General features: G+C 41.9%; 18 protein-coding genes. 4 read left to right on the forward strand and 14 right to left on the reverse strand.

Annotated features, from left to right (window positions below; genetic code table 11):
- Window positions 1-109 precede the first annotated feature (109 nt).
- Complete coding sequence (locus ABFW99_RS11195; protein WP_349354106.1) at window positions 110-2857, forward strand: alpha/beta hydrolase family protein; 2748 nt, start codon at window positions 110-112, stop codon at window positions 2855-2857.
- 41 nt (window positions 2858-2898) lie between these two features.
- Here ABFW99_RS11195 and ABFW99_RS11200 read toward each other — a convergent pair whose 3' ends face one another.
- Genes ABFW99_RS11200 through ABFW99_RS11210 form a run of 3 tightly spaced genes read right to left on the reverse strand, consistent with a single transcriptional unit; the run spans window position 2899 to window position 6130 of the window.
- Window positions 2899-3555 (reverse strand): HD domain-containing protein, encoded by a 657-nt coding sequence (locus tag ABFW99_RS11200; RefSeq protein WP_349354107.1) that lies wholly within the window; start codon window positions 3553-3555, stop codon window positions 2899-2901.
- Between the two features lie 2 nt (window positions 3556-3557).
- Window positions 3558-4673 carry a glycoside hydrolase family 3 N-terminal domain-containing protein gene (locus ABFW99_RS11205; protein ID WP_349354108.1) on the reverse strand — a complete coding sequence of 372 codons (1116 nt, stop codon included), beginning with the start codon at window positions 4671-4673 and terminating at the stop codon, window positions 3558-3560.
- On the reverse strand, window positions 4673-6130 hold the full coding sequence (locus ABFW99_RS11210) for a TlpA family protein disulfide reductase (RefSeq protein ID WP_349354109.1): 1458 nt from the start codon (window positions 6128-6130) through the stop codon (window positions 4673-4675). The genes ABFW99_RS11205 and ABFW99_RS11210 overlap by 1 nt, the downstream gene beginning before the upstream one ends.
- Before the next feature lie 300 nt (window positions 6131-6430).
- Here ABFW99_RS11210 and ABFW99_RS11215 point away from each other — a divergent pair, with 300 nt between their 5' ends.
- Entirely contained in the window at window positions 6431-7174 is a 744-nt protein-coding gene (locus tag ABFW99_RS11215) for a tetratricopeptide repeat protein (protein ID WP_349354110.1), read from the forward strand.
- Window positions 7175-7305: 131 nt separating this feature from the next.
- Here the strand turns inward: ABFW99_RS11215 and ABFW99_RS11220 are convergent, their stop codons facing one another.
- The 6 genes from ABFW99_RS11220 to ABFW99_RS11245 all read right to left on the reverse strand — a co-directional run bounded on the left by ABFW99_RS11220 (window position 7306) and on the right by ABFW99_RS11245 (window position 11615).
- A complete protein-coding gene (locus ABFW99_RS11220) occupies window positions 7306-10005 on the reverse strand; it encodes a CHAT domain-containing protein (protein ID WP_349354111.1) in 2700 nt (899 codons plus the stop codon).
- Between the two features lie 454 nt (window positions 10006-10459).
- Window positions 10460-10648 (reverse strand): hypothetical protein, encoded by a 189-nt coding sequence (locus ABFW99_RS11225; protein WP_349354112.1) that lies wholly within the window; start codon window positions 10646-10648, stop codon window positions 10460-10462.
- A gap of 53 nt (window positions 10649-10701) precedes the next feature.
- Window positions 10702-10890 (reverse strand): hypothetical protein, encoded by a 189-nt coding sequence (locus ABFW99_RS11230; protein ID WP_349354113.1) that lies wholly within the window; start codon window positions 10888-10890, stop codon window positions 10702-10704.
- A gap of 53 nt (window positions 10891-10943) precedes the next feature.
- Complete coding sequence (locus tag ABFW99_RS11235; protein WP_349354112.1) at window positions 10944-11132, reverse strand: hypothetical protein; 189 nt, start codon at window positions 11130-11132, stop codon at window positions 10944-10946.
- 53 nt (window positions 11133-11185) lie between these two features.
- Window positions 11186-11374 (reverse strand): hypothetical protein, encoded by a 189-nt coding sequence (locus ABFW99_RS11240; RefSeq protein ID WP_349354112.1) that lies wholly within the window; start codon window positions 11372-11374, stop codon window positions 11186-11188.
- Between the two features lie 52 nt (window positions 11375-11426).
- Window positions 11427-11615: a hypothetical protein gene (locus tag ABFW99_RS11245; protein ID WP_349354114.1), complete on the reverse strand. Its 189-nt coding sequence runs from the start codon at window positions 11613-11615 to the stop codon at window positions 11427-11429.
- A gap of 339 nt (window positions 11616-11954) precedes the next feature.
- Between ABFW99_RS11245 and ABFW99_RS11250 the strand changes: the two genes are divergently transcribed.
- Entirely contained in the window at window positions 11955-12518 is a 564-nt protein-coding gene (locus tag ABFW99_RS11250; RefSeq protein WP_349354115.1) for an RNA polymerase sigma factor, read from the forward strand.
- 2 nt (window positions 12519-12520) lie between these two features.
- Here ABFW99_RS11250 and ABFW99_RS11255 read toward each other — a convergent pair whose 3' ends face one another.
- Genes ABFW99_RS11255 through ABFW99_RS11265 form a run of 3 tightly spaced genes read right to left on the reverse strand, consistent with a single transcriptional unit; the run spans window position 12521 to window position 16263 of the window.
- The gene (locus ABFW99_RS11255; protein WP_440707501.1) at window positions 12521-13129 is read right to left on the reverse strand and encodes a DUF6992 family protein; all 609 of its coding nucleotides are present in this window, start codon (window positions 13127-13129) and stop codon (window positions 12521-12523) included.
- 12 nt (window positions 13130-13141) lie between these two features.
- The gene (gene pdeM / locus ABFW99_RS11260; protein WP_349354117.1) at window positions 13142-13801 is read right to left on the reverse strand and encodes a ligase-associated DNA damage response endonuclease PdeM; all 660 of its coding nucleotides are present in this window, start codon (window positions 13799-13801) and stop codon (window positions 13142-13144) included.
- A gap of 2 nt (window positions 13802-13803) precedes the next feature.
- Entirely contained in the window at window positions 13804-16263 is a 2460-nt protein-coding gene (locus ABFW99_RS11265) for a ligase-associated DNA damage response DEXH box helicase (protein WP_349354118.1), read from the reverse strand.
- Between the two features lie 112 nt (window positions 16264-16375).
- Here ABFW99_RS11265 and acs point away from each other — a divergent pair, with 112 nt between their 5' ends.
- Entirely contained in the window at window positions 16376-18274 is a 1899-nt protein-coding gene (acs, locus tag ABFW99_RS11270; RefSeq protein ID WP_349354119.1) for an acetate--CoA ligase, read from the forward strand.
- Window positions 18275-18387: 113 nt separating this feature from the next.
- Here acs and ABFW99_RS11275 read toward each other — a convergent pair whose 3' ends face one another.
- Window positions 18388-18756 carry a hypothetical protein gene (locus ABFW99_RS11275; RefSeq protein WP_349354120.1) on the reverse strand — a complete coding sequence of 123 codons (369 nt, stop codon included), beginning with the start codon at window positions 18754-18756 and terminating at the stop codon, window positions 18388-18390.
- A gap of 72 nt (window positions 18757-18828) precedes the next feature.
- Window positions 18829-20043: an alanine dehydrogenase gene (locus ABFW99_RS11280; protein ID WP_349354121.1), complete on the reverse strand. Its 1215-nt coding sequence runs from the start codon at window positions 20041-20043 to the stop codon at window positions 18829-18831.
- Window positions 20044-20062: the final 19 nt, after the last annotated feature.

Raw genomic sequence — 20062 nt, forward strand, 5'->3', positions numbered from 1 at the left:
GGCAGAGATAGTAATGAGGTAAAAGATTCCAAAACCAGCAGATTTAGGATTTCATCTGATGCCGGAATCCATTTTATTTGAAGCATCAATTTCATCAAAGTATAGAATCATGTATTCACAAAAAAATCGTTTGTTCTTCACTTTAATTGCAGCATTTCTTCTTCCGGTTTGGGCTACGGCTCAGGGGGTATTGAGTTTCGAAGATGTTATGAAGTTCGAAGACATTGGTTCCATTGAACTCTCTGCTAATGGAAACTGGGTAGCGTATGAAGTATGGCCTGATCGTGGTGATGGCCGGGTAGAGGTGAAAAGGACGAATGGGCGGAATACCTTTTCTATTACTTCAGGAGCATCGCCTAAAATCACACCAAATGGGGAGTGGGTAGCTGCGTTCCTGAGAGTACCACTGGCGGAAGAACTCAAAGCCGAGAAAAATAAACCCAAGCAAGGATTATCTTTGCTATCAACCAATGATGGCTCAATCACTGAGTTTGACAGCGTTCAGTCTTTTACTTTTTTTGAGAATGGAAACTGGCTGGCTATTCAGCATCATCAATCCAGAGAAGTAGAGGAATTGAAATCAGGGAATAAGAAATTGGGTACAGAGGTCACGCTTTGGAATACCGAATCCGGTTCTGCTTTTTCCCTGCCATTTGTTCGGGAAATGGAGTTTGATAGCCTTTCCAGTTACCTGGCCTATTCCGTGGTTGATACATCCGATGCTGAAAACGGACTCTATATTTTTGATCTGAATAACCAGGAGTCACGTTCCGTAGAAGTAACTGAAAAAGGATTATTTAGTAACCTGACCTGGGACTATAATCAGGAGAAACTGGCATTCACTAAGACCACATACGATACTTCTTATGTTGAAAGCAATGCGTCAGTTCATATATGGGACGCGCAAAATGGAGAAATGAAGACGTTGTTAAATACCGATGCCGGAAAAGAAGGATTTGTGTTGCGATCTAACAACGAACTCACCTTCACCAACGATGGCCGACGATTGTTTTTTGGATTCATGGATGCAGAAATGGCCGCGTTAGACACCAATAAAGATGGCGGTGAAGACGATGAAGTAGATATCTACGACGTGGCTGATATCGTTGAAGACCGGGGATTGGATATCTGGCATGGTGATGACCCCCGCATTAAAACGCATGAGAAGAAGAGCTGGAATTCAACCAAGAACCATCTTTACATGGCGGTATATCATTTGGATAGTGATGAGTGGGTACAGCTGGCCGATCATGAAATGCCCGATATTAATGTTGCCCATAACCCGAATGTGGTGCTGGGCAGTTCACAGATTCCCTACATGAAAGAAATGACATGGGAAGGGTTCTTTAACGACTGGTATTACGTGGATCTTGAAACCGGAGAGCGTACGTTGATCGGGAAGAAGTTGTCGGAAGGGGTTAGCCTTTCACCGGAAGGTAAATTTGCTGCTTTTTATGTGAATAAACACTGGAATTTACTTGATATAGAAAACGGTGTGACTCGAAATATTACCGCTCATCTGGACGTGCCATTCTATAACGAAGATCATGATTACCCATCCAGGGTTCCCGATTACGGCATAGCCGGTTGGATTGAAGGTGACCGGGCGTTGATGATTTATGACAAGTACGACATCTGGAGGTTCCCCACAGATTTTAGTGAGCCAATGGCTATTACCGATGGAGCAGGGCGTGAAGCCAAGCGCATTTTCCGTATAGAAAGAATGAATAAGGATTGGGGAGAACCATATACCAATAATGAAGAGTTGCTGCTGACTTCCTATCACGATCTCAAAAAGAATTTTGGGTTCTATTCGGCTAAAGCAAACCGATCCGGTGTTAACCGATTGATGGAAGAAGACAAGAAATTCACCTTTGTGGAAAAAGCGGAAGATGCGAATACGATATTGTATAAACGGGAAGCTTATGATGAGTTTCCAAATATTTGGGTGGCCGGTAACCGTCAATTTAAACGAACAAGTAAGCTAACCCAACTTCATGAAGATCTTCAAAAAAAGTGGAATTGGGGTAAAGCTGAACTTATCGACTGGCTAAGCTTAGATGGGAAGTTTATTCAGGGTGTGGTCATCAAACCGAATAACTACGATCCTGATAAACGGTACCCGATCATGACCTACTACTACCGCTTCTTTAGCGACCGCTTGCACGATTTCAATGAGCCAAAGACCAATCACCGGCCGGTTTTTGCTCAATACGTTAGCGATGGATATGTGGTCTTTCTTCCGGATATTCGATTTGAAATAGGTCGGCCCGGTTTTGCTGCCACAAAGAGCCTGGTTCCCGGAATTCAAAAGCTCATTGAAATGGGAATTGCTGATGAAGATAAGCTGGGACTTCACGGACATTCGTGGAGTGGCTATCAAACAGCTTTTATGGTAACTCAAACTGATATTTTTGATGCTGCGGTTTCAGGTGCTCCGGTCAGTAATATGACCAGTGCATACAGTGGCATTCGATGGGGATCAGGGCTGGCGCGCCAGTTTCAGTATGAACGTACTCAAAGCCGAATCGGGCAAAGCCTGATTGAAGCTCCGGAAAAATACATAGAGAACTCCCCGGTGTTTTTTGCCGATAAAATAACCACCCCGATGCTCATTATGCACGGTGATGCAGACGGAGCGGTGCCGTGGTACCAAAGCATTGAGATGTACCTGGCTATGCGTCGGTACAATAAAGATGTGGTATTCCTACAGTATCACGATGAACCGCATCATCCGCAGAAATTTTCCAATAAGCTGGATTATGCCATCCGGATGAAGGAATACTTCGATTATTACCTGAAAGGAGTAGGAGAACCGGAGTGGATTATAGAAGGAGAAGCTTATATAGGAAATTAGAAATTTGAAATTATGAATGCTGAATTACAATGATTCTGCATTCATAATTCAAAATTGCCGTCCCATTCAGATAAGAACTGATCAATAAAGCCCTTCATGAACTGATGGCGTTTTTCAGCTTCTTTTTTGCCAGCCATGGTATTCATGCGATCTTTGAGCAGAAACAGTTTCTCATAAAAATGATTGAGAGTTGGTCCGGTGCTTTTCTTGTAGGCTTCAAAAGTAGTGTGACTCTCAGGCTTAATTTCCGGGTTATATAGTTCACGGACCTTATGTCCGCCATAGGCAAAGGCGCGGGCAATCCCGATGGCACCCAGGGCATCCAGCCGGTCTGCATCCTGCACTACTTTTCCCTCTATGGATTCCATTGTTGTTTCGACCCCGGCTCCTTTGAATGAGACATCCCGGATGATGATGCAAACTTTCCGGATGACTGCTTCATCCACACCCAAGTTTTCTAGCCAGTTCCACGCAGTGGCAGGCCCAATTTCTTCATCGCCGTCATGGAATTTATGGTCAGCTATGTCATGTAATAAAGCGGCCAGTTCCACGATAAAGAGGTCAGCTTTTTCAATTTCACCTAACCGAAGAGCCGTGTTTCTTACCCGGTGTATGTGCCACCAATCATGTCCGGTACCTTCTCCCTGTAGTTTATTTTTGACGTACTCTTCTGTCTTATTGATGATTTCTGAATTCATGATCAAAAATTCATGCAGGAGCAAAGCCCTTCGATTACGTTTATTTTGAGGGAATCAATGCGGGCAAGAGAGGCTTCTACCCGTTCCTTTTCGATTTTTCCTTCCCTAAGAAGCTGTTGTATTATCCCGATAGCTTTTTCAGCGATTTGTTCGTCGTAGGTGTGATTATTTCCTAAAACCAGGATATCGACACCGGCATTGATGGCTTGTTGAATGGCGGTTTCCAAACTATATTTACTGGTTATGATGGGTTTTTGCAGGTCATCTGAAAGTATAACACCTTCAAAACCGAGGGAATCGCGAAGTAATCCGGTGATTGTTTTCTCAGACAGTGTGCCGGGCCAAACAGAATCAATATGGGCATTAAAGCTGTGTGCGGTCATGATCCCCCAAATTTCCCGGTCTGATGATAATAAGTCACGATAGGGGTGCAGGAAATCATCTGTCCAAACATCCGTGACATCATTGGTTGAATCTGTCGGGTGATAGTCACTGCTATAACCGGGGAAATACTTGGGTACACTGAAAAGCAATTCTTTGTCATACTCGTCAAGAATATAACCGGCTTGTTGCGTTACTACTTCGGGATTTGATGAGATTATTTCAGGATTCGGGGCATTAGTCGTTGGAGTTTGCAGGTCTAACCGAGGGTTGAAATTGGTGTTGAGGCTTAGAACCCTGAATTCCTGAGCGTACTTCCTGGAATATGAAACCGTGGATGATGAATCCTGAAGAAAATCTTCTTCCAAAGTATCGCCGTCATCATATAAGCTGCTAAGCGGCGATTGGAAGCTTCCGTCGTGGTGAACAGCGATTATGGGTGAAATGGGAGCGTTAGCAATTAAATCGCTGGATAGTTTCAGCAATTGATCTTGTGACTCTGTGTTTCTTCCAAAGCTTTCAAGTTCATAATCGTAATCATAAAGAATAACCCCGCCAAGATTGAACTCTTTCAGGTCTTTAACCAAAGGGTGTTTCTGGTCTATTTCTATCCCCCGGAAACCTACAATCAGCATTTGTCCCAGCCTTTCTGAGTCGATAACCTCTTCTTTTTGCGCCTTTTTAGTACAGCTTGTTATTGCACTCAGAATTATCAGAATGGATAAAAGTCGGATCATTAGTTCATTTGGTTTTTATACTCGGAAAGTAAACTGTCTAATACAGTAGAAAAATTAAAAGAAGGCCGGATATCATTATATCGTGAAATTTTTCCATCCGGATCAACTAAAATATAGAATGGAATTCCTCCGCCTTTGTAGGCTTTAAAGGTTTCTTCATTGAAGCCATTCCCTCCATAAAGCTGCACCCAGGGGAGTTCCAGTCTATTTATATCCTGCACCCAAACCAGGCTGTCTGCTTCATTGGAAATGCCAATTATTTCCAGCTCATCACGCGAGTAGTTTGCATAAAGGTCTTTCATATAGGAAAACTCTTCGAGGCAAGGCTGACACCATCCGGCCCAAAAATCAAGTAACACAAATTTACCCTGGTAATCTTCCATGGTGTGAATATTGCCATTTATATCTGGAAGGGAAAAAGGAACCGCAGGCTGGCCGGGAGAAACCGATTTAATTTCATTATAGAAATAAGTGAGGAATTCGGTGTACTCAGGATAATCAGAAAACTCTTCCAGATAATCCTCATAACTTGGAGTGGCCGTTTCCAAATCCTGTTCTCCGATTCTCTCAGCAACCAGATACATGCGAGCATGGGCCAGAGCATCACGACTTTCCATATGATCTAACACCTGAAGGCGTTTTTCATTCAGTTCCTTGTAGGCTACTCGTTTGATATCATATTCGGATAAATCTTGCCCATAAGCAGATTTTACACTGTCATAAATGCCGAAGGTGCGAGCATAATAGTGGGCGAAGTCACGAATGCCGGCTCGTTGAGCTTTAAGTGATTCTATGGAGAAGAAATTGAGAGAATCTGCCAAAGTAAAAACTAGGTTCCGGGCAGAATCAGCATCAAAACTTTCATTAAACCGCTGATTGTACTCAATGGCACGCACCTTGAAAACCAAATACTCGCCGATGGTTTTCAGATAATAATCGTGAAGGGGTGTACCGGCAAGGCGTTTTTCAGCAAGTTGATATTTTCTTTCGCTGAGCTCGAGTAAATTGTTCTTTTCTCCTACTTTTATCTTTTCTTCCTCAACAGGTATTTGGTTCTCAATTTCTTCAATTTCAGTCAGATATCTGTTGTAATATTCATCCCAGTCATCCGGATAGCCATCAACAAATACATTTTGTGGAAAATCGGCCCTCTGTATAGTAATGTCCAAATCTGTTCCCGGTGAAAAGACAAGGGGATACGATTCATCGTTTATTTGCAGCAATCGTATGTGTCGGGATGATACAGGGGTGGTAAATGAGAAAGTACCTTTTTCAGTAACGGAAAGGGTATCTCTTTGAACCGGAGAATATTTATAATGAACGGGTTGATGCTGAACAATGAGGTTGGCATCTCCGAGATAATCTATGTCACCTTTAATGGATACCTGATTATTGCCACAGGAAACGAAAAAAACGGCGAAAACCAATAAATACTTAATAGTGTCGGCAGAAGGCATGAAAGTCCAATGATTAAAATCGTTTAATATTCTTACTGATTAAGGAAAATACTGTAACATTATTGCGTGAGATACTCTTCTAAATAAAAGAAGTAAAGTGTGAAATATCTTTTTTTAAAAATATTGAAAAAAATGTGTAACAATGAACGATCAGTTTACTCTTGTCAGAGATAATTTGATATGGGTAGTACAAATGACGGCAATTATGAGGTATAAAAGTGGTAACTCTCCAAGTTATTTGTTGTTGAACGTTTCATTATCAAATCACAGTTAGTAATCACAACTATTATAACAACGAAAATGATTGAAAGTAAGATTAATAAAGAATTAGAGAGGAAGATTGATCTGTATGTAAACGGCAGGCTTGATGCCGAGCAGGTTGACGAATTGTGGTCCGAGCTTATTCAGGATGAATATTACATGGACTATATGAAAAGCGTTGCCAATATAAAGGCCGTCATCGACCGTAAGCAAAAAGCAAAACCATCTTCCAAAGTACACTCTTTCAGAAAAGTTGCTCAATATGCTGCAGCAGCGGCTGTAATTCTGATTGTATCGGTAGTTGGGGTGTTGAATTTCAATCCTTCCGGTGACTATTCAGTAAGTCCGATAGCCGAAATTGGGTTGGATATTGTTCGGGATAATGAAGGCTTTTCTCCCACAGTTACCAGCGATGTAATTCGAAGAGCTATAAGGCTGGCTACTGATGGGGAAGTTCAGGAAGCCATTTCACTACTCCAAACAGAACTGGAGGAAGCTACAGAACCACAACTTAAAGCTGAAATCGCACTGAGTTTAGGTTCAATACAATATAATACAGGTAATTATTCATCCTCTATCGAAAATTTCAAAATTGTTACTGCACAAGAAAACATAGAAATACTTACTCTTGAAAAAGGGTATTGGTTTTTAGGTAACACGTATTTCCAGTTGGATAAACTTGAAGAAGCTGGAGATGCCTTCCAAAAAGCGTATGAACTCAATGGTGCTTATAGCCGTGTTGCAAAAACATATGTAGATGCCCTGGAAAACGTGAGCAGATAATTAAAAAACTTGTGAATGACCCGTTATAATTAGAAAAAGCTACTACTCTACTAATTAAAAGGCGCTTGCATATTAGGTAAGCGCCTTTTTTTTGTGACTCAAGATCAAGAGGATTGGCAGTGTAGCTTAGTTTATTTAGCGCTCTCTTTTCTGTAGGTGACAAACCCGGTTAGCAAACCTGTAAGAGCTAACAGAGAAAACAATAGGCCGGCATTTGTTGATTTGTTTGTAACCGGCGAAGGATTCCCTATCATCATATATGCTCCCCAAAAATGCGGATTGGCATTGGCTCGCCTTAACTGGTTGAGTTTTGCCTGCCTGATAGCTTCACTTTTAGTTTCACCTTCGTTCAGTAAATCATAAAAATCGGTAGCAAACTCCGAAGCTACTTTATCATTAACCGACCACAGATTTAAAGCCAGGCTTTTAGCGCCTGCATATCTGAGCGCACGACTAATTCCCATAATACCACTTCCCTGAATATAACTCCCAGAACCGGAACTGCATGAATTCAACATAATGAATTCACTGTTCAGCGGGGTATCAAACAATTCATAGGCATAAAGAGCCTGGTCAGACTGTAAGGTATCGGAGTCGGAGGAATTCCTTAAATAAATAGTAGAGAACAAAGGATCTTGCTGGGAGACTTCACTATGTGTAGCAACGTGTACAAGCCGAGAAGTGCCTACTTTTTGCTTGAAAATATTTTTAGTGGCAGCGTCACCCACAAATACTTTTTTGTTATTGAAGGATGAAAGAACATTGGTGATGTTATTCGTCTCTACCGTGGCGTAGGGAAGAGAAGGTAAGTTTGCACTTTCAAAATTCTGAAAGTCCGAAATGGCAAAGCCTGAAAAATCAGTCTCTGTATAAGCAGAGAAAGAACGCTGGTTGCTGTCAAATTCTTTTAGCGATGTAAAATAACGGAAGTGATAATCTTCAATTAAATACCGGGTGCTGCCGAAGCTAATCGGTGAATCAGGTTTTTCAGTAGGCAGAACTTCAAGAGGGATTCGGTACAGGTAATTATCCGGTACAACCGAAATTTGATTAATCTGACCTGGAATGTCCTTCAGATTTAGAATTTCGTGAAGTTGGTAAAGTTCCAGGAGGTTTGTTCTTCCGGATGCAAGGTTATCCCCAATTTGTGAAAATAAAGCCTGACGTTGTTTATCGAAGGTATAATACTTTATGCTGACTTGGGAGGAAGTCAGGTAACTGACATAAAGTTTTGTGCCAACTTCGGTGAAATGAAGCAACAACTCATCTTCATCTAAGGAACGCTGTATAGACCAAATCGGCGGGAGAGGTTCTTCTTTGTCCAGATTTACATCAGCCAAAATTTGTTCCCGCGTCGCAGAAATTCGGTCAATTTCTGCATTTATTCTAAAACGTTCTTCTTCATTTGCATTAAGATATTTTTTTCGGAGTGACTGAATCCGCTGATTTAACCTTTTTTCTTCAGCTAATTCTTCTTCGCTAAGCTTCGATGCTTTGACCAAAGGGCTGTTGTAGAGGGTTGCATCATTGATAGTTTTTAGCCGATCTAAAATGGAAAGTGCTTCAGGACTTCTATTATTGTCAATAAGTAGTTCAACAATTAGTTCAAAAGCATCCAGGTATTCGTCCTCAACCGACCAATACCCTTCCTGTGCATCGGAGTTATTCTTGGCACGGTCGATCACCTGATCAATAATGGGTAAAAGGTTATCTATAGCTGCCCGGTCATTACCGGTTACTCTGAGGTAGTTAGACTTAACAGTTTGATATTTCACTGAAAGTTCAAAATCCATGTTATCAAGCGAGTAGAGCTGGATGTCATCCAGATTTTTTGCTGCATCTTTGATCCTATTCTGCTTTAGGTCAATAAGAGTGAGATTTATTACAGCGTCCAAATAATCGGGAGTATCAGAGCGGGAAAGGGTTAATTCCTTAGCACTTTGAAATAGTTCTTTTGCCTTAGAAAGTGAATCTATTTTAGTTAGAATGATACCCTTCTCAATGAGTAAATCGGTGTATGTATCGTAATTATCTTCGGCTGACAGTACCTTAGATGCGGCATTAAAATTAGCCAGTGCTTTCTCTGCGTCTTTGTAATTGTTCCAGTAAAAAGAGCCTAAAAATGAATTTATAAGCGCTAATTCAGTAGTGTCCTGGTGTTCAGTAGCTATTTCACGTGCTTTATTAATATAATTGAGGGCTGTATTTACATCATTTATGGAACTGTAATAGATGAATAGGTTCCGGTAGATACCAAGTAAACTGGAATAACTATTAATATCTTGTTCTAAAGCTCTTAACTGAAAATCAATGTATTTATCTGATTGCCCCAACTTCAGATAATTAATCCCAAGGTTCGTGAATAAAGAGTATTGGTTTTCAAAACTTAAAGATTGATTGTATAAGACTTCATATATCTTTTTTGATTCCTGATATTTTCCTAATGAAAATAATGAAGCACCTTGAGTAAGTTTGATGGAATAAAGGCTGGATTTAATGCCTAAAAAAGTGGTAAGGGGTTCAAGGTACTCTCGGGAAACTTCTAATGACTTGTCGTAATTACCGGTAGCATATAATGTATAGTCAATCGCACCAAGTAATCTTTGCTTTGTTTTTGAGTTTGGTATGTAGTCATTCTTAACAAATTCTGCATAATTCTTAATTACTACGCTAAAATTATCTAGGGCATATGCAGAACGAATAATGTTTGATAATAAGAGAGCATAAGAGCCACTTCTTTTATTTTGATAGTCAGATTTTAATTCTAACCAACTTACTAGGGCTTGTTCTAAATATTCAGTTGAGTAATACTCCCTGACATTTGGGCTCATAAGGAGCTGATAATGGAATAGCAAAGGAGAATTAAACTCAATATCACCTGGCATCAATGATATATCACCATTTTGAACATCGCTGAATAATTTCTGCTGAGTTCGAGGCCAAGGACTTTCAAAATCATACTTCTCTATATCTGAAATAGTAGAACAAGAAAAATTTTGGTAATTACTTAAATATTCCGAATAGGTTGAAGAGTATAACTGAACTTGTTTTAAACCTTCACAGCTCGAGGTTGCAATTTCGTTTAAAGCCCAAAGAGTGTATTCATTCCCATTATTTTCCCCAGTTAGTTGCGCTGTATAATGAGCAACTTGCATTTTAGTTTGTTCAGCTATATCAGCAGAATCTTGTAAAAATAATAATGCAAGAAATAAGTAGATCAAAGATTGAAGTGTTTATGCATTCAGACTTTCTCTGAAAGTTTAGATTACTGATAATGTACATTATTTACCAGGGGCGTTCTACAATAGGCTTCACGTCGTTACCGCCGGAGAATACGCCGTTGTCGGTGGTGGTGGTTTCGATGGTTGGCTGACTGGTCAGTTCGTCGTTAAGGGAAGCGTCGGTAACCGAAGCACATCCGAATGACAGGGAAACGATAGCAATGAGGGCGAAAAGAGATTTAAGAGATTTCATAACAGTAATGATTGTGTAATTGATTGAGTTAAGTGGTTATTGGGTAGTAGTAACTACCAGGGACGTTCTACAATAGGCTTCACGTCGTTACCGCCGGAGAATACGCCGTTGTCGGTGGTGGTGGTTTCGATAGTTGGCTGACTGGTCAGTTCGTCGTTAAGGGAAGTGTCGGTAACCGAAGCACATCCGAATGACAGGGAAACGATAGCAATGAGGGCGAAAAGAGATTTAAGAGATTTCATAACAGTAATGATTGTGTAATTGATTGAGTTAAGTGGTTATTGGGTAGTAGTAACTACCAGGGACGTTCTACAATAGGCTTCACGTCGTTACCGCCGGAGAATACGCCGTTGTCGGTGGTGGTGGTTTCGATAGTTGGCTGACTGGTCAGTTCGTCGTTAAGGGAAGCGTCGGTAACCGAAGCACATCCGAATGACAGGGAAACGATAGCAATGAGGGCGAAAAGAGATTTAAGAGATTTCATAACAGTAATGATTGTGTAATTGATTGAGTTAAGTGGTTATTGGGTAGTAGTAACTACCAGGGACGTTCTACAATAGGCTTCACGTCGTTACCGCCGGAGAATACGCCGTTGTCGGTGGTGGTGGTTTCGATGGTTGGCTGACTGGTCAGTTCGTCGTTAAGGGAAGCGTCGGTAACCGAAGCACATCCGAATGACAGGGAAACGATAGCAATGAGGGCGAAAAGAGATTTAAGAGATTTCATAACAGTAATGATTGTGTAATTGATTGAGTTAAGTGGTATTGGGTAGTAGTAACTACCAGGGACGTTCTACAATAGGCTTCACGTCGTTACCGCCGGAGAATACGCCGTTGTCGGTGGTGGTGGTTTCGATGGTTGGCTGACTGGTCAGTTCGTCGTTAAGGGAAGCGTCGGTAACCGAAGCACATCCGAATGACAGGGAAACGATAGCAATGAGGGCGAAAAGAGATTTAACAGACTTCATGATATATATTATTTAAGTGATTAAAAATTGGGTTAAGTACAAGAGTACTTTGAATCCTATTTGTTACAATTTTTTTAAAAGTCAATTTTTTAGTTGTAAAACATAGATATACTCCAGTATAGGAGTGTTTTTTAACCTATTTGTTACACATCTAATCTAAATTTTAATATTTATAGCTGCCACTAAAAGATTAAAAAGGATTAATAATTCAAAAAAAATGACTTATTATTGAAGCTGTTAACATTTTGACAGATTATAAGATGTGATAATCACATGCCGGTTATCACATAAGGAAAAGGCACAAAGAGTGCTGAAAATTTTAATTAGTGGTTGGTTAGTTTGGCACAACTCAGAGTCGATTATTCAGAATTAGTAGAAGCGCTCCAGAAGGGGAATGATGAAAAAGCCAGTGAGCTTTTGTCAGAAGTAATCCCAAGGCTTGAAGATTACCTTCAGGTAGTGATGAGTGCGGAAGCCAACGCTGCAAAAGAATGTGTTCAGCAGGCCTTTTTGGATGTGTTCGAGCAGGTTAGGAAAAACAACATCAAGAATAGTAAGTACATCTTTAGTTATCTGATCAAAGCTTGTCGCCACGAATACCTTCGTTATGTAAAGCGACAGCATAAGTTTAATTACGACGATGAAGCTTTTAATGAAGTATATGAGCCCGAAGAACAGTTTAGGAATTTACTGGATAAAGAACGGCAGCGAATACTCGAAGAATGCCTGAGTGAACTTCGAAAGAAATCACGTGAGTTTATTGAGTATTTCATGGATAAACCGGATGCCAGCACCGATGATGCTGTTCAGGAGTTCGACCTTTCTAACGCTAATGTACGTACCCGAAAGCACCGGATATTAAGTCGTCTTCATCACTGCTATAAACGCAAATCTAATCAATAGGATCAGAAGTTAATCCTGAAACCGGAAGCAGTTATCTCTAGGTTTTCGGTGAGCTGTAGCAAATCGGTAGTAATAGGACTATGCATTAGATACAGTACAATGTCGAAAGCGAGTAAGAATCCTCCCTGCAGAATGAGTGATTTACCATAGCCTTCCAGCCGGCTGGATTGTTTGCGTATTCCCCGCTCCCAAAGCCAGGCACCTGCAGCTATATAACCTACATCCAAACCGGCGTTCAAGAGCAAAATCTGGTCCAGTTTTCGGAGTTCATTCAGGGATTGAGCGTAACTTATTGCAGATACATCAACCTGGGAAATATTGTAGAGAGCAAAGCCGGCGATGCCAGCATTTACAAGATTCCACCCTGCATTCATTTGGTGAAAATATTTGGTCGGTTTCTCGCTCAAAAAATACCCGGTTGAGCCGGATAAAATGTTCAAAGTTGCCCAACTTCCGAGAAAAATCATTCCCTTTTTTTGCAAATCATATGATTTTTGTGCGTAGAATTGAGCGTCAAAAGTGCCATTTTGTGCGTGTAATATTTCTGGAGAAATGAGAAAATATGCGGCAAAAAAAAGGAAGGTAATTGGCAAAATTTGCTTGTAACGCATTTTTAGTCAAGGCTAAGAATTGGGCGGTATTTGAATAACTTTTTGCTCAACAATCGCAAAAACAAATTCATTCTGTGCGGGATAAATTCGATAGCTGCCTGTGAAGCTTCCAAATGCCGGAAGCAGTGCAGAATTTACTCCAAAGTAAAAGCAGGATACATGAAGGCTCTGACGCCCCTTCCCCTTCAGTTTCACTGCCGGATGAATATGCCCGGATATACAATAAGAGGACTCATCCGAATGGTCAGATTGATCGTGAAGAAAAGTAAATGGGGGGACTTGAAACCGGTTAAGGCAATTCAACCCCATTTTCTCATACTCGAAACCGGTTAGCAAGTCATGGTTTCCGATAGTAAGTATCATTTCTGTAGCTGCATGAGCCTGCCTCCATTCTTTGAATTGCTCGACTTCATTGTTCGATTCACTATGAAATAAATCGCCAAGGAAGAGTATTTTTTCAGGTTTTATCTTCTCGACAAGTTCATTTAACCGGGTGATGTTGGACTCATTAACAGAGTTTGGTACCGCAATGCCATGTTTGCGGAAGTGTCCGGATTTACCGATGTGCACATCCGAAACCACTAACATGTTCTGTTCTTTCCAAAACAATGCTTTCTGAGGGAGCAACTGAAAAGTCTGTTCTTTTAACCTAAACTCTTGGATGTTCTTCAAATTCATTTAACATGTTTTTCTAATTGCAGCTGCATTTTTTGAATGCGGTCGGTCAACTTTTCAGAGCTGAGTTTTTCTCTGAGGCGGTCAACCATAATCGGAAACGCATATGGTGTAAAACGTTCAGTAAGGTTGAAAACAATTTCCTGTTCTGAAATCTTTTTAAGAGCTTTTCGAAGCCGGACCTCATCAAGTTGTATGCTCATCACCTCATCAAAAGCTTGCTGAATGAGTAAATGGTCAGGTTCGTGCTCCATAAATACATCGAAAAAGAGGCTGCTCGACATTTGAAGGTGCTTGTTGGTTTTGGGCTGACCCGGAAATCCCTGGAATACCAGACCTGCTATTTGACAGATTTCTCTGAACCTGCGCTTGGCCAGTTCAGCACTGTTGATACTGGCCATAATATCATCAACAAGATTCTCTGAAGAAAAAAGATCGTTCTTCAGAGCCTCCTCGATGGGAATATCCTGATCGGAAAGTAATTCAAACCCATAGTCATTCATAGCAATGGAAAATGTGATGGGAGTCATCTTAGAGAGCCGGTGGGCGATGAGGGCCGACATACCTTCGTGCACATAGCGCCCTTCAAATGGAAAGAAAAATACGTGGCACCCTTCACGCGAGAAGGATTTTTCGATCAGGAATTGATCTTCATCAGGGAGGATAGACCAATCACGCTGAATGTCAAAAAGCGGGGCAAGCTTTATCAGTTCAACATCATCAGAATCACCTGAAACGGCCTGATGCATTTTCTTACGAAGAATGTGGGTCATGTTAGAAGACAGCGACATTCTTCCGCCCATATAGCTGGGAACTTTGGATGAACTTCCTTTGGCTCTCCGAACATACACCGTCATGTCCTTCATTTTTATGAGTTCGAGATTACGCCCGGCAAACCAGAAGGTGTCTCCAATATTCAGTTGAGCTATAAACCACTCTTCAACGGCCCCCAGAGATTTCCCGCTCATATACTTTACCCGAAGCATGGCATCGCTGGCAATAGTGCCAATGCTCATTCTGTGCCTGCGTGCAATTTTCCGACTGGTGACTTTGTATAATCCGTCTTCATCAATTTCTACTTTTGAATATTCGTTATATCTGCTCAGCGATTTACCACCTGCGGTGATGAACTGCAGAATGTCTCTCCATTCTTTTTCTGAAAGGGTTTGATAGGCGAACGTATTTTTTACTTCCTTAAAAATGTCATTGGGGAAGAAACCATCTGATACGGCTAGTGTAACCAGGTACTGAATCAGCACATCATAAGGTTTTAGGACCGGTTCCCGGCTTTCCATTTCTTCAGAATTGATGGCTGATTTAAGAGCCGAAGCTTCTACCAATTCCAACGAATGGGTAGGTACAAAGTAGATTCTGCTGGTTGAGCCAGGTTGGTGTCCGCTGCGCCCGGCACGTTGCATAAATCGTGCAACTCCTTTAGGGCTTCCAATCTGGATGACGGTTTCTACAGGTGTGAAATCAACCCCCAAATCTAAACTTGAGGTGCAGACAACTGCTTTCAGAATTCCCTCATGCAGAGATTCTTCCACCCAATCCCTTACTTTTCGATCTAAAGAGCCATGGTGAATGGCAACGGCTCCGGCTAAATCGGGTCGGACTTCCAGCAGGTTTTGGAACCAAATTTCAGATTGAGCCCGTGTGTTCGTGAAAATGAGGGTGGACCGGCTTTCATCTATAATGGGTAGAATTTTGGGGAGCAGCTTTAGCCCAAGGTGTCCATACCAAGGAAAGTTTTCCATTTCGTCTGGAAGAACTGAAATGGCTTCGATATTCTTTTTGACGTTGGCTTTGACAATTACTGGTTGTTCTTTTTGATTTGGACCGAGTAATACGTCCATGGCCTCTTCGAGATTTCCAATAGTAGCTGAAATTCCCCACACTTGCAGTTCAGGAAGTAATCCTCTTAATCGTGATAATCCCAATTCCGTTTGAATGCCTCTTTTTGATCCCAATAACTCATGCCATTCATCTACAATCACAGCATCCAGGTTTTTAAAATGCCGTTCATAGTTTTTCTGTGCTAATAAGATATGTACGCTTTCCGGAGTAGTGATGAGAACTTCAGGCATCTTCCGGTTTTGCTTTTGCTTTACGGATTGGGATACATCACCAGTGCGTCGTCCGATTTCCCAGCGAATTCCCATTTCATCAACAGAAGTTTGAAGAGCTTTTTGAATATCTTTAGCAAGTGCTCTGAGCGGGGTGATCCAAAGTAATTTTAGCCCGTTCTCTTCTTTAAGTTGGTAATCACCGGGGTGCTCATCAATCCATTTGATAAGATTCGGCATAAACAAGGCAAAGGTTTTACCACTACCGGTCGGGGCATTCAGCAGTCCCTGTTTCCCGTCAAGAAAGGCATTCCATACTTCCTGCTGAAAAGGAAAGATGTCCCACTCTTGGGATTCGAACCACTGTTCAATAATTTCTGTGCCTTTACTCATCAATAACAATACATTCAAAAAGGTTAAATCTTCTCAAAACGAGAGTTTGACTTGATTATCCGCAAAAAAACCTTCAACATCAGCAAAATTGAATAACCAAACTGAATAAAAAATGTGGCTTAATATAAAATCGTTCGACGAGTACAAAGAGAACTTCCAGGAAAGTGAAAAAGACCGGTTGAAGTTCTGGGATCATGAGGCCGGGACGTTCTATTGGCGAAAGCGGTGGGATAAAACCCAAAGCGGGAGTTTTGAAGATGCAAACATCAAATGGTTTGAAGGCGGCAAGCTGAATATCACAGAAAATGCATTAGACCGCCATCTGAATACTATTGGTAATAAAACGGCATTTATATTTGAACCGAATCACCCGGATTCCTTTCGTCGAACCATTACCTATAAACAGCTGCATGAGGATGTTTGTCGTTTTGCAAATGTACTGGAAAGTAAAGGCATCAAAAAAGGCGATCGGGTAGTTATTTATATGGCGATGACTCCTGAACTGGTAATCGCGGCACTTGCCTGTGCCCGTATTGGAGCGGTTCATTCTATTGTATTTGCAGGCTTTTCAGCCCAGTCACTATCTGAGCGAATCAACGATTGCGAGGCGAAGATGCTAATTACGAACGACGGACTTCGCCGTGGTGATAAGCACGTTCCACTTAAAGACATTTCTGATGAAGCACTGGAAAGCAGTCCATCTATTGAAAGTGTAATTGTTTGCCAGCGCACCAACCGTGAAATAGACTGGAAAGAAGGGCGTGATGAATGGTGGCATAACCTGATCCGGAATGCATCGAGAGAGCATGAAGCGGTTGAGATGGATGCTGAAGACCCGTTATTCATATTGTATACCTCAGGTTCTACTGGTAAGCCCAAAGGAGTTGTACATACCTGTGGCGGGTATATGGTTTATACCAGCTATTCGTTCCGGCAGGTGTTTCAGGTAGGAGCCGATGACATCTATTGGTGTACAGCGGATGCCGGATGGATTACGGGACACAGCTACATTATTTACGGTCCATTATTTAACGGAGCAACCGGAATTATTTTTGAAGGAACGCCTACCTATCCGGATGCCGGCCGGTTGTGGGAGGTCGTGGAAAAATATGAAGTAACCCATTTCTATACGGCGCCGACAGCTATTCGTGCGCTGATGTCATACGATATTGATTATGTGAAGAAGTATGATCTGAGCTCACTGAAGGTACTGGGTACAGTGGGTGAACCGATTAATGAAGAAGCCTGGCATTGGTATGATGAACACATTGGCGGCGGTGAATGCCCGATTGTAGATACCTGGTGGCAGACCGAAACCGGAGGTATTATGATTTCACCACTGGCCGGGATCACCCCAACCAAGCCCGGATTTGCGACTTTGCCATTACCGGGGGTTTTCCCAGTGTTAATGGATGAAGATGGAAATGAGATTGAAGGAAATGACGTATCCGGAAACTTATGTATCAAACATCCATGGCCATCTATTGCCCGAACGGTGTACGGAGATCATGACCGGTATATTCAAACCTATCTGAGTACTTACAAGGGCTATTATTTTACCGGCGATGGTTGCCGCAGGGATGAAGACGGCTATTACCGAATTACAGGCCGCGTGGATGACGTGCTGAACGTTTCCGGCCACCGTCTGGGAACTGCCGAAATTGAAAATGCCCTTGATGAGCATGAGAAAGTTGTGGAAACAGCGGTTGTTGGATATCCGCACGACATTAAAGGGCAGGGCGTATTTGCCTTTATGATTTGTGATGAGGAAATCAAAGATCCGGAAGCATTCAAGAAAGAGCTGAATGATCTGGTTACCAAGATTATCAGTCCGATTGCCAAACCGGATAAAATTCAAATCGTTGCGGGATTACCGAAAACGCGTTCAGGTAAAATCATGCGCCGTATTCTTAGAAAGATTGCCGCCAATGATCTGGACAATTTAGGTGATACTTCTACCTTGCTGGATCCAAGTGTGGTGGAAGATATCAAGAAAGGAACCGCTTATTGATTTAGCAAAAGTGAAGTTTTCAATAGAATTTCAACCCTGTCCGTATAAAAAAACGGGCAGGGTTTTTTATGATTCGTTGTCAAAATTATTCGGATCAGGTTGATTCTGATTGTTTAGAATGTAAGTACATAACCAACCGGAAGCAGAAGGAGACTGATCATCAGTATAATCAGTCGAAAGCGTGTTTTGACGAACATCGGGTGAAAGAAGAGTCCAAAGGTGAGGGGCTTTTCGTTGGTCATCCAATCGTAATAGTGGTGGCGGTGAACAGAGCCCAATGCCATGGTCACGTGACCATGCAATATGGTAAGCATGAAAGGAACGGCAAAGAAAAAAGCCCCGATATATCTGAACAAGATATCCATACCGATTAAACCGGCTCCAAAATAATACGGCCACGCAAAAAGCACCATCATTGGAACAGTAAGCAACCAGTTGATGATGGAAATACGCTTATAGTTGGATTCGTTTAATTCTGACAAGGAAATGTTCAATTTTAAATGTTAAGTGTTAATGAGCTAAGACATTTAACACTTAACATTAATCATTTAAAATCAAATTTGGGAAGCAATCAGCATTTCAATTTCCCGATAGGGCATATCGAACATTTTGGCCAGCGTTTTCTTTGTAATGTGCTTTTTGTAGGAATAAGTACCATTTCTAAGTGCAACATTTTCCCATAAACACTCTTTGATTCCTCCGGCGTTTCCAATTGCCAAAACATAAGGTACCAATACATTATTCAAGGCGTAAGTAGCTGTACGGGGCACATTCGCCGGAATATTGGGCACGCAATGATGGATAACATCATGCTCGGAATAAACAGGATTTGAGTGTGTGGTTGGCCGGCTGGTGGCTACACATCCACCCTGATCAATAACGGTATCCACGATTACACTTCCGGCTTTCATTCCGGCAACCATTTCATCGGTTACCCAACAGGGAGACCGCTCTCCTTCAGCCATTGCTGCGCCAATTATAATATCCGCAAACTTTAAAGCGGTACTTAAATACTGATGATTAGCCACAGCGGTGATTATTCGCCGGTCTAGTGCATTCTCGAGCCTGCGCAGAGCGGTTAAATCAGTATCCATCACAAAAACCTGGGCACCATATCCCAGAGCTGTACGTGCGGCATATTCACCGGTAATGCCAGCTCCTAAAATAACCACAGTTGCAGGAGGGACTCCGGAAATTCCACCTAACATTATTCCCTGTCCACCGCTCATGCTTTCCAGGTAATGAGCCGCAATTTGTACCGACATCGACCCCGTAATTTCATGCATCATTCGTACGATGGGAAACTCTTTGTCTTCCCCGCGAATAAATTCATATCCAATTCCGGTAATGGATTTTTCGGTAAGTGCCTTCAGGTAATCCTCAGTTTGGCTACCCATGTGAAGAGCAGAAATCAAAGACTGGCCGGGCTGTAATAGCTCGAACTCATCTTTAGTTAGAGGGGCAATCTTCAGAATTAAATCAGACTTCTTGAAGACATCATCTGGGGAGTAGGCCACTTCAGCACCTGCATCGGCATATTCACGGTCCGGAAAATTGGCATCTTCACCGGCTCCTTTTTCGATAAAGATTTCATGTCCGTTCGCCCTCAGGATGGAAACCCCGCCGGGTGTTAGCGACACCCGACGCTCATCAAAAGAAATCTCTTTGGGTAAACCTATTTTCAGGGACACCTCACTTTTGGAACGCATAAGATGTTTCTCCAGCGTCTTTAGTCCAATCTGTTCGGTGTCCAGCGGTTTAATATCCATATACAGCGGGGCTTAGGTG

Origin of the sequence: Gracilimonas sp. BCB1 (genome assembly GCF_040117685.2) — a bacterium.
In the GTDB taxonomy this organism is placed as follows: domain Bacteria; phylum Bacteroidota; class Rhodothermia; order Balneolales; family Balneolaceae; genus Gracilimonas.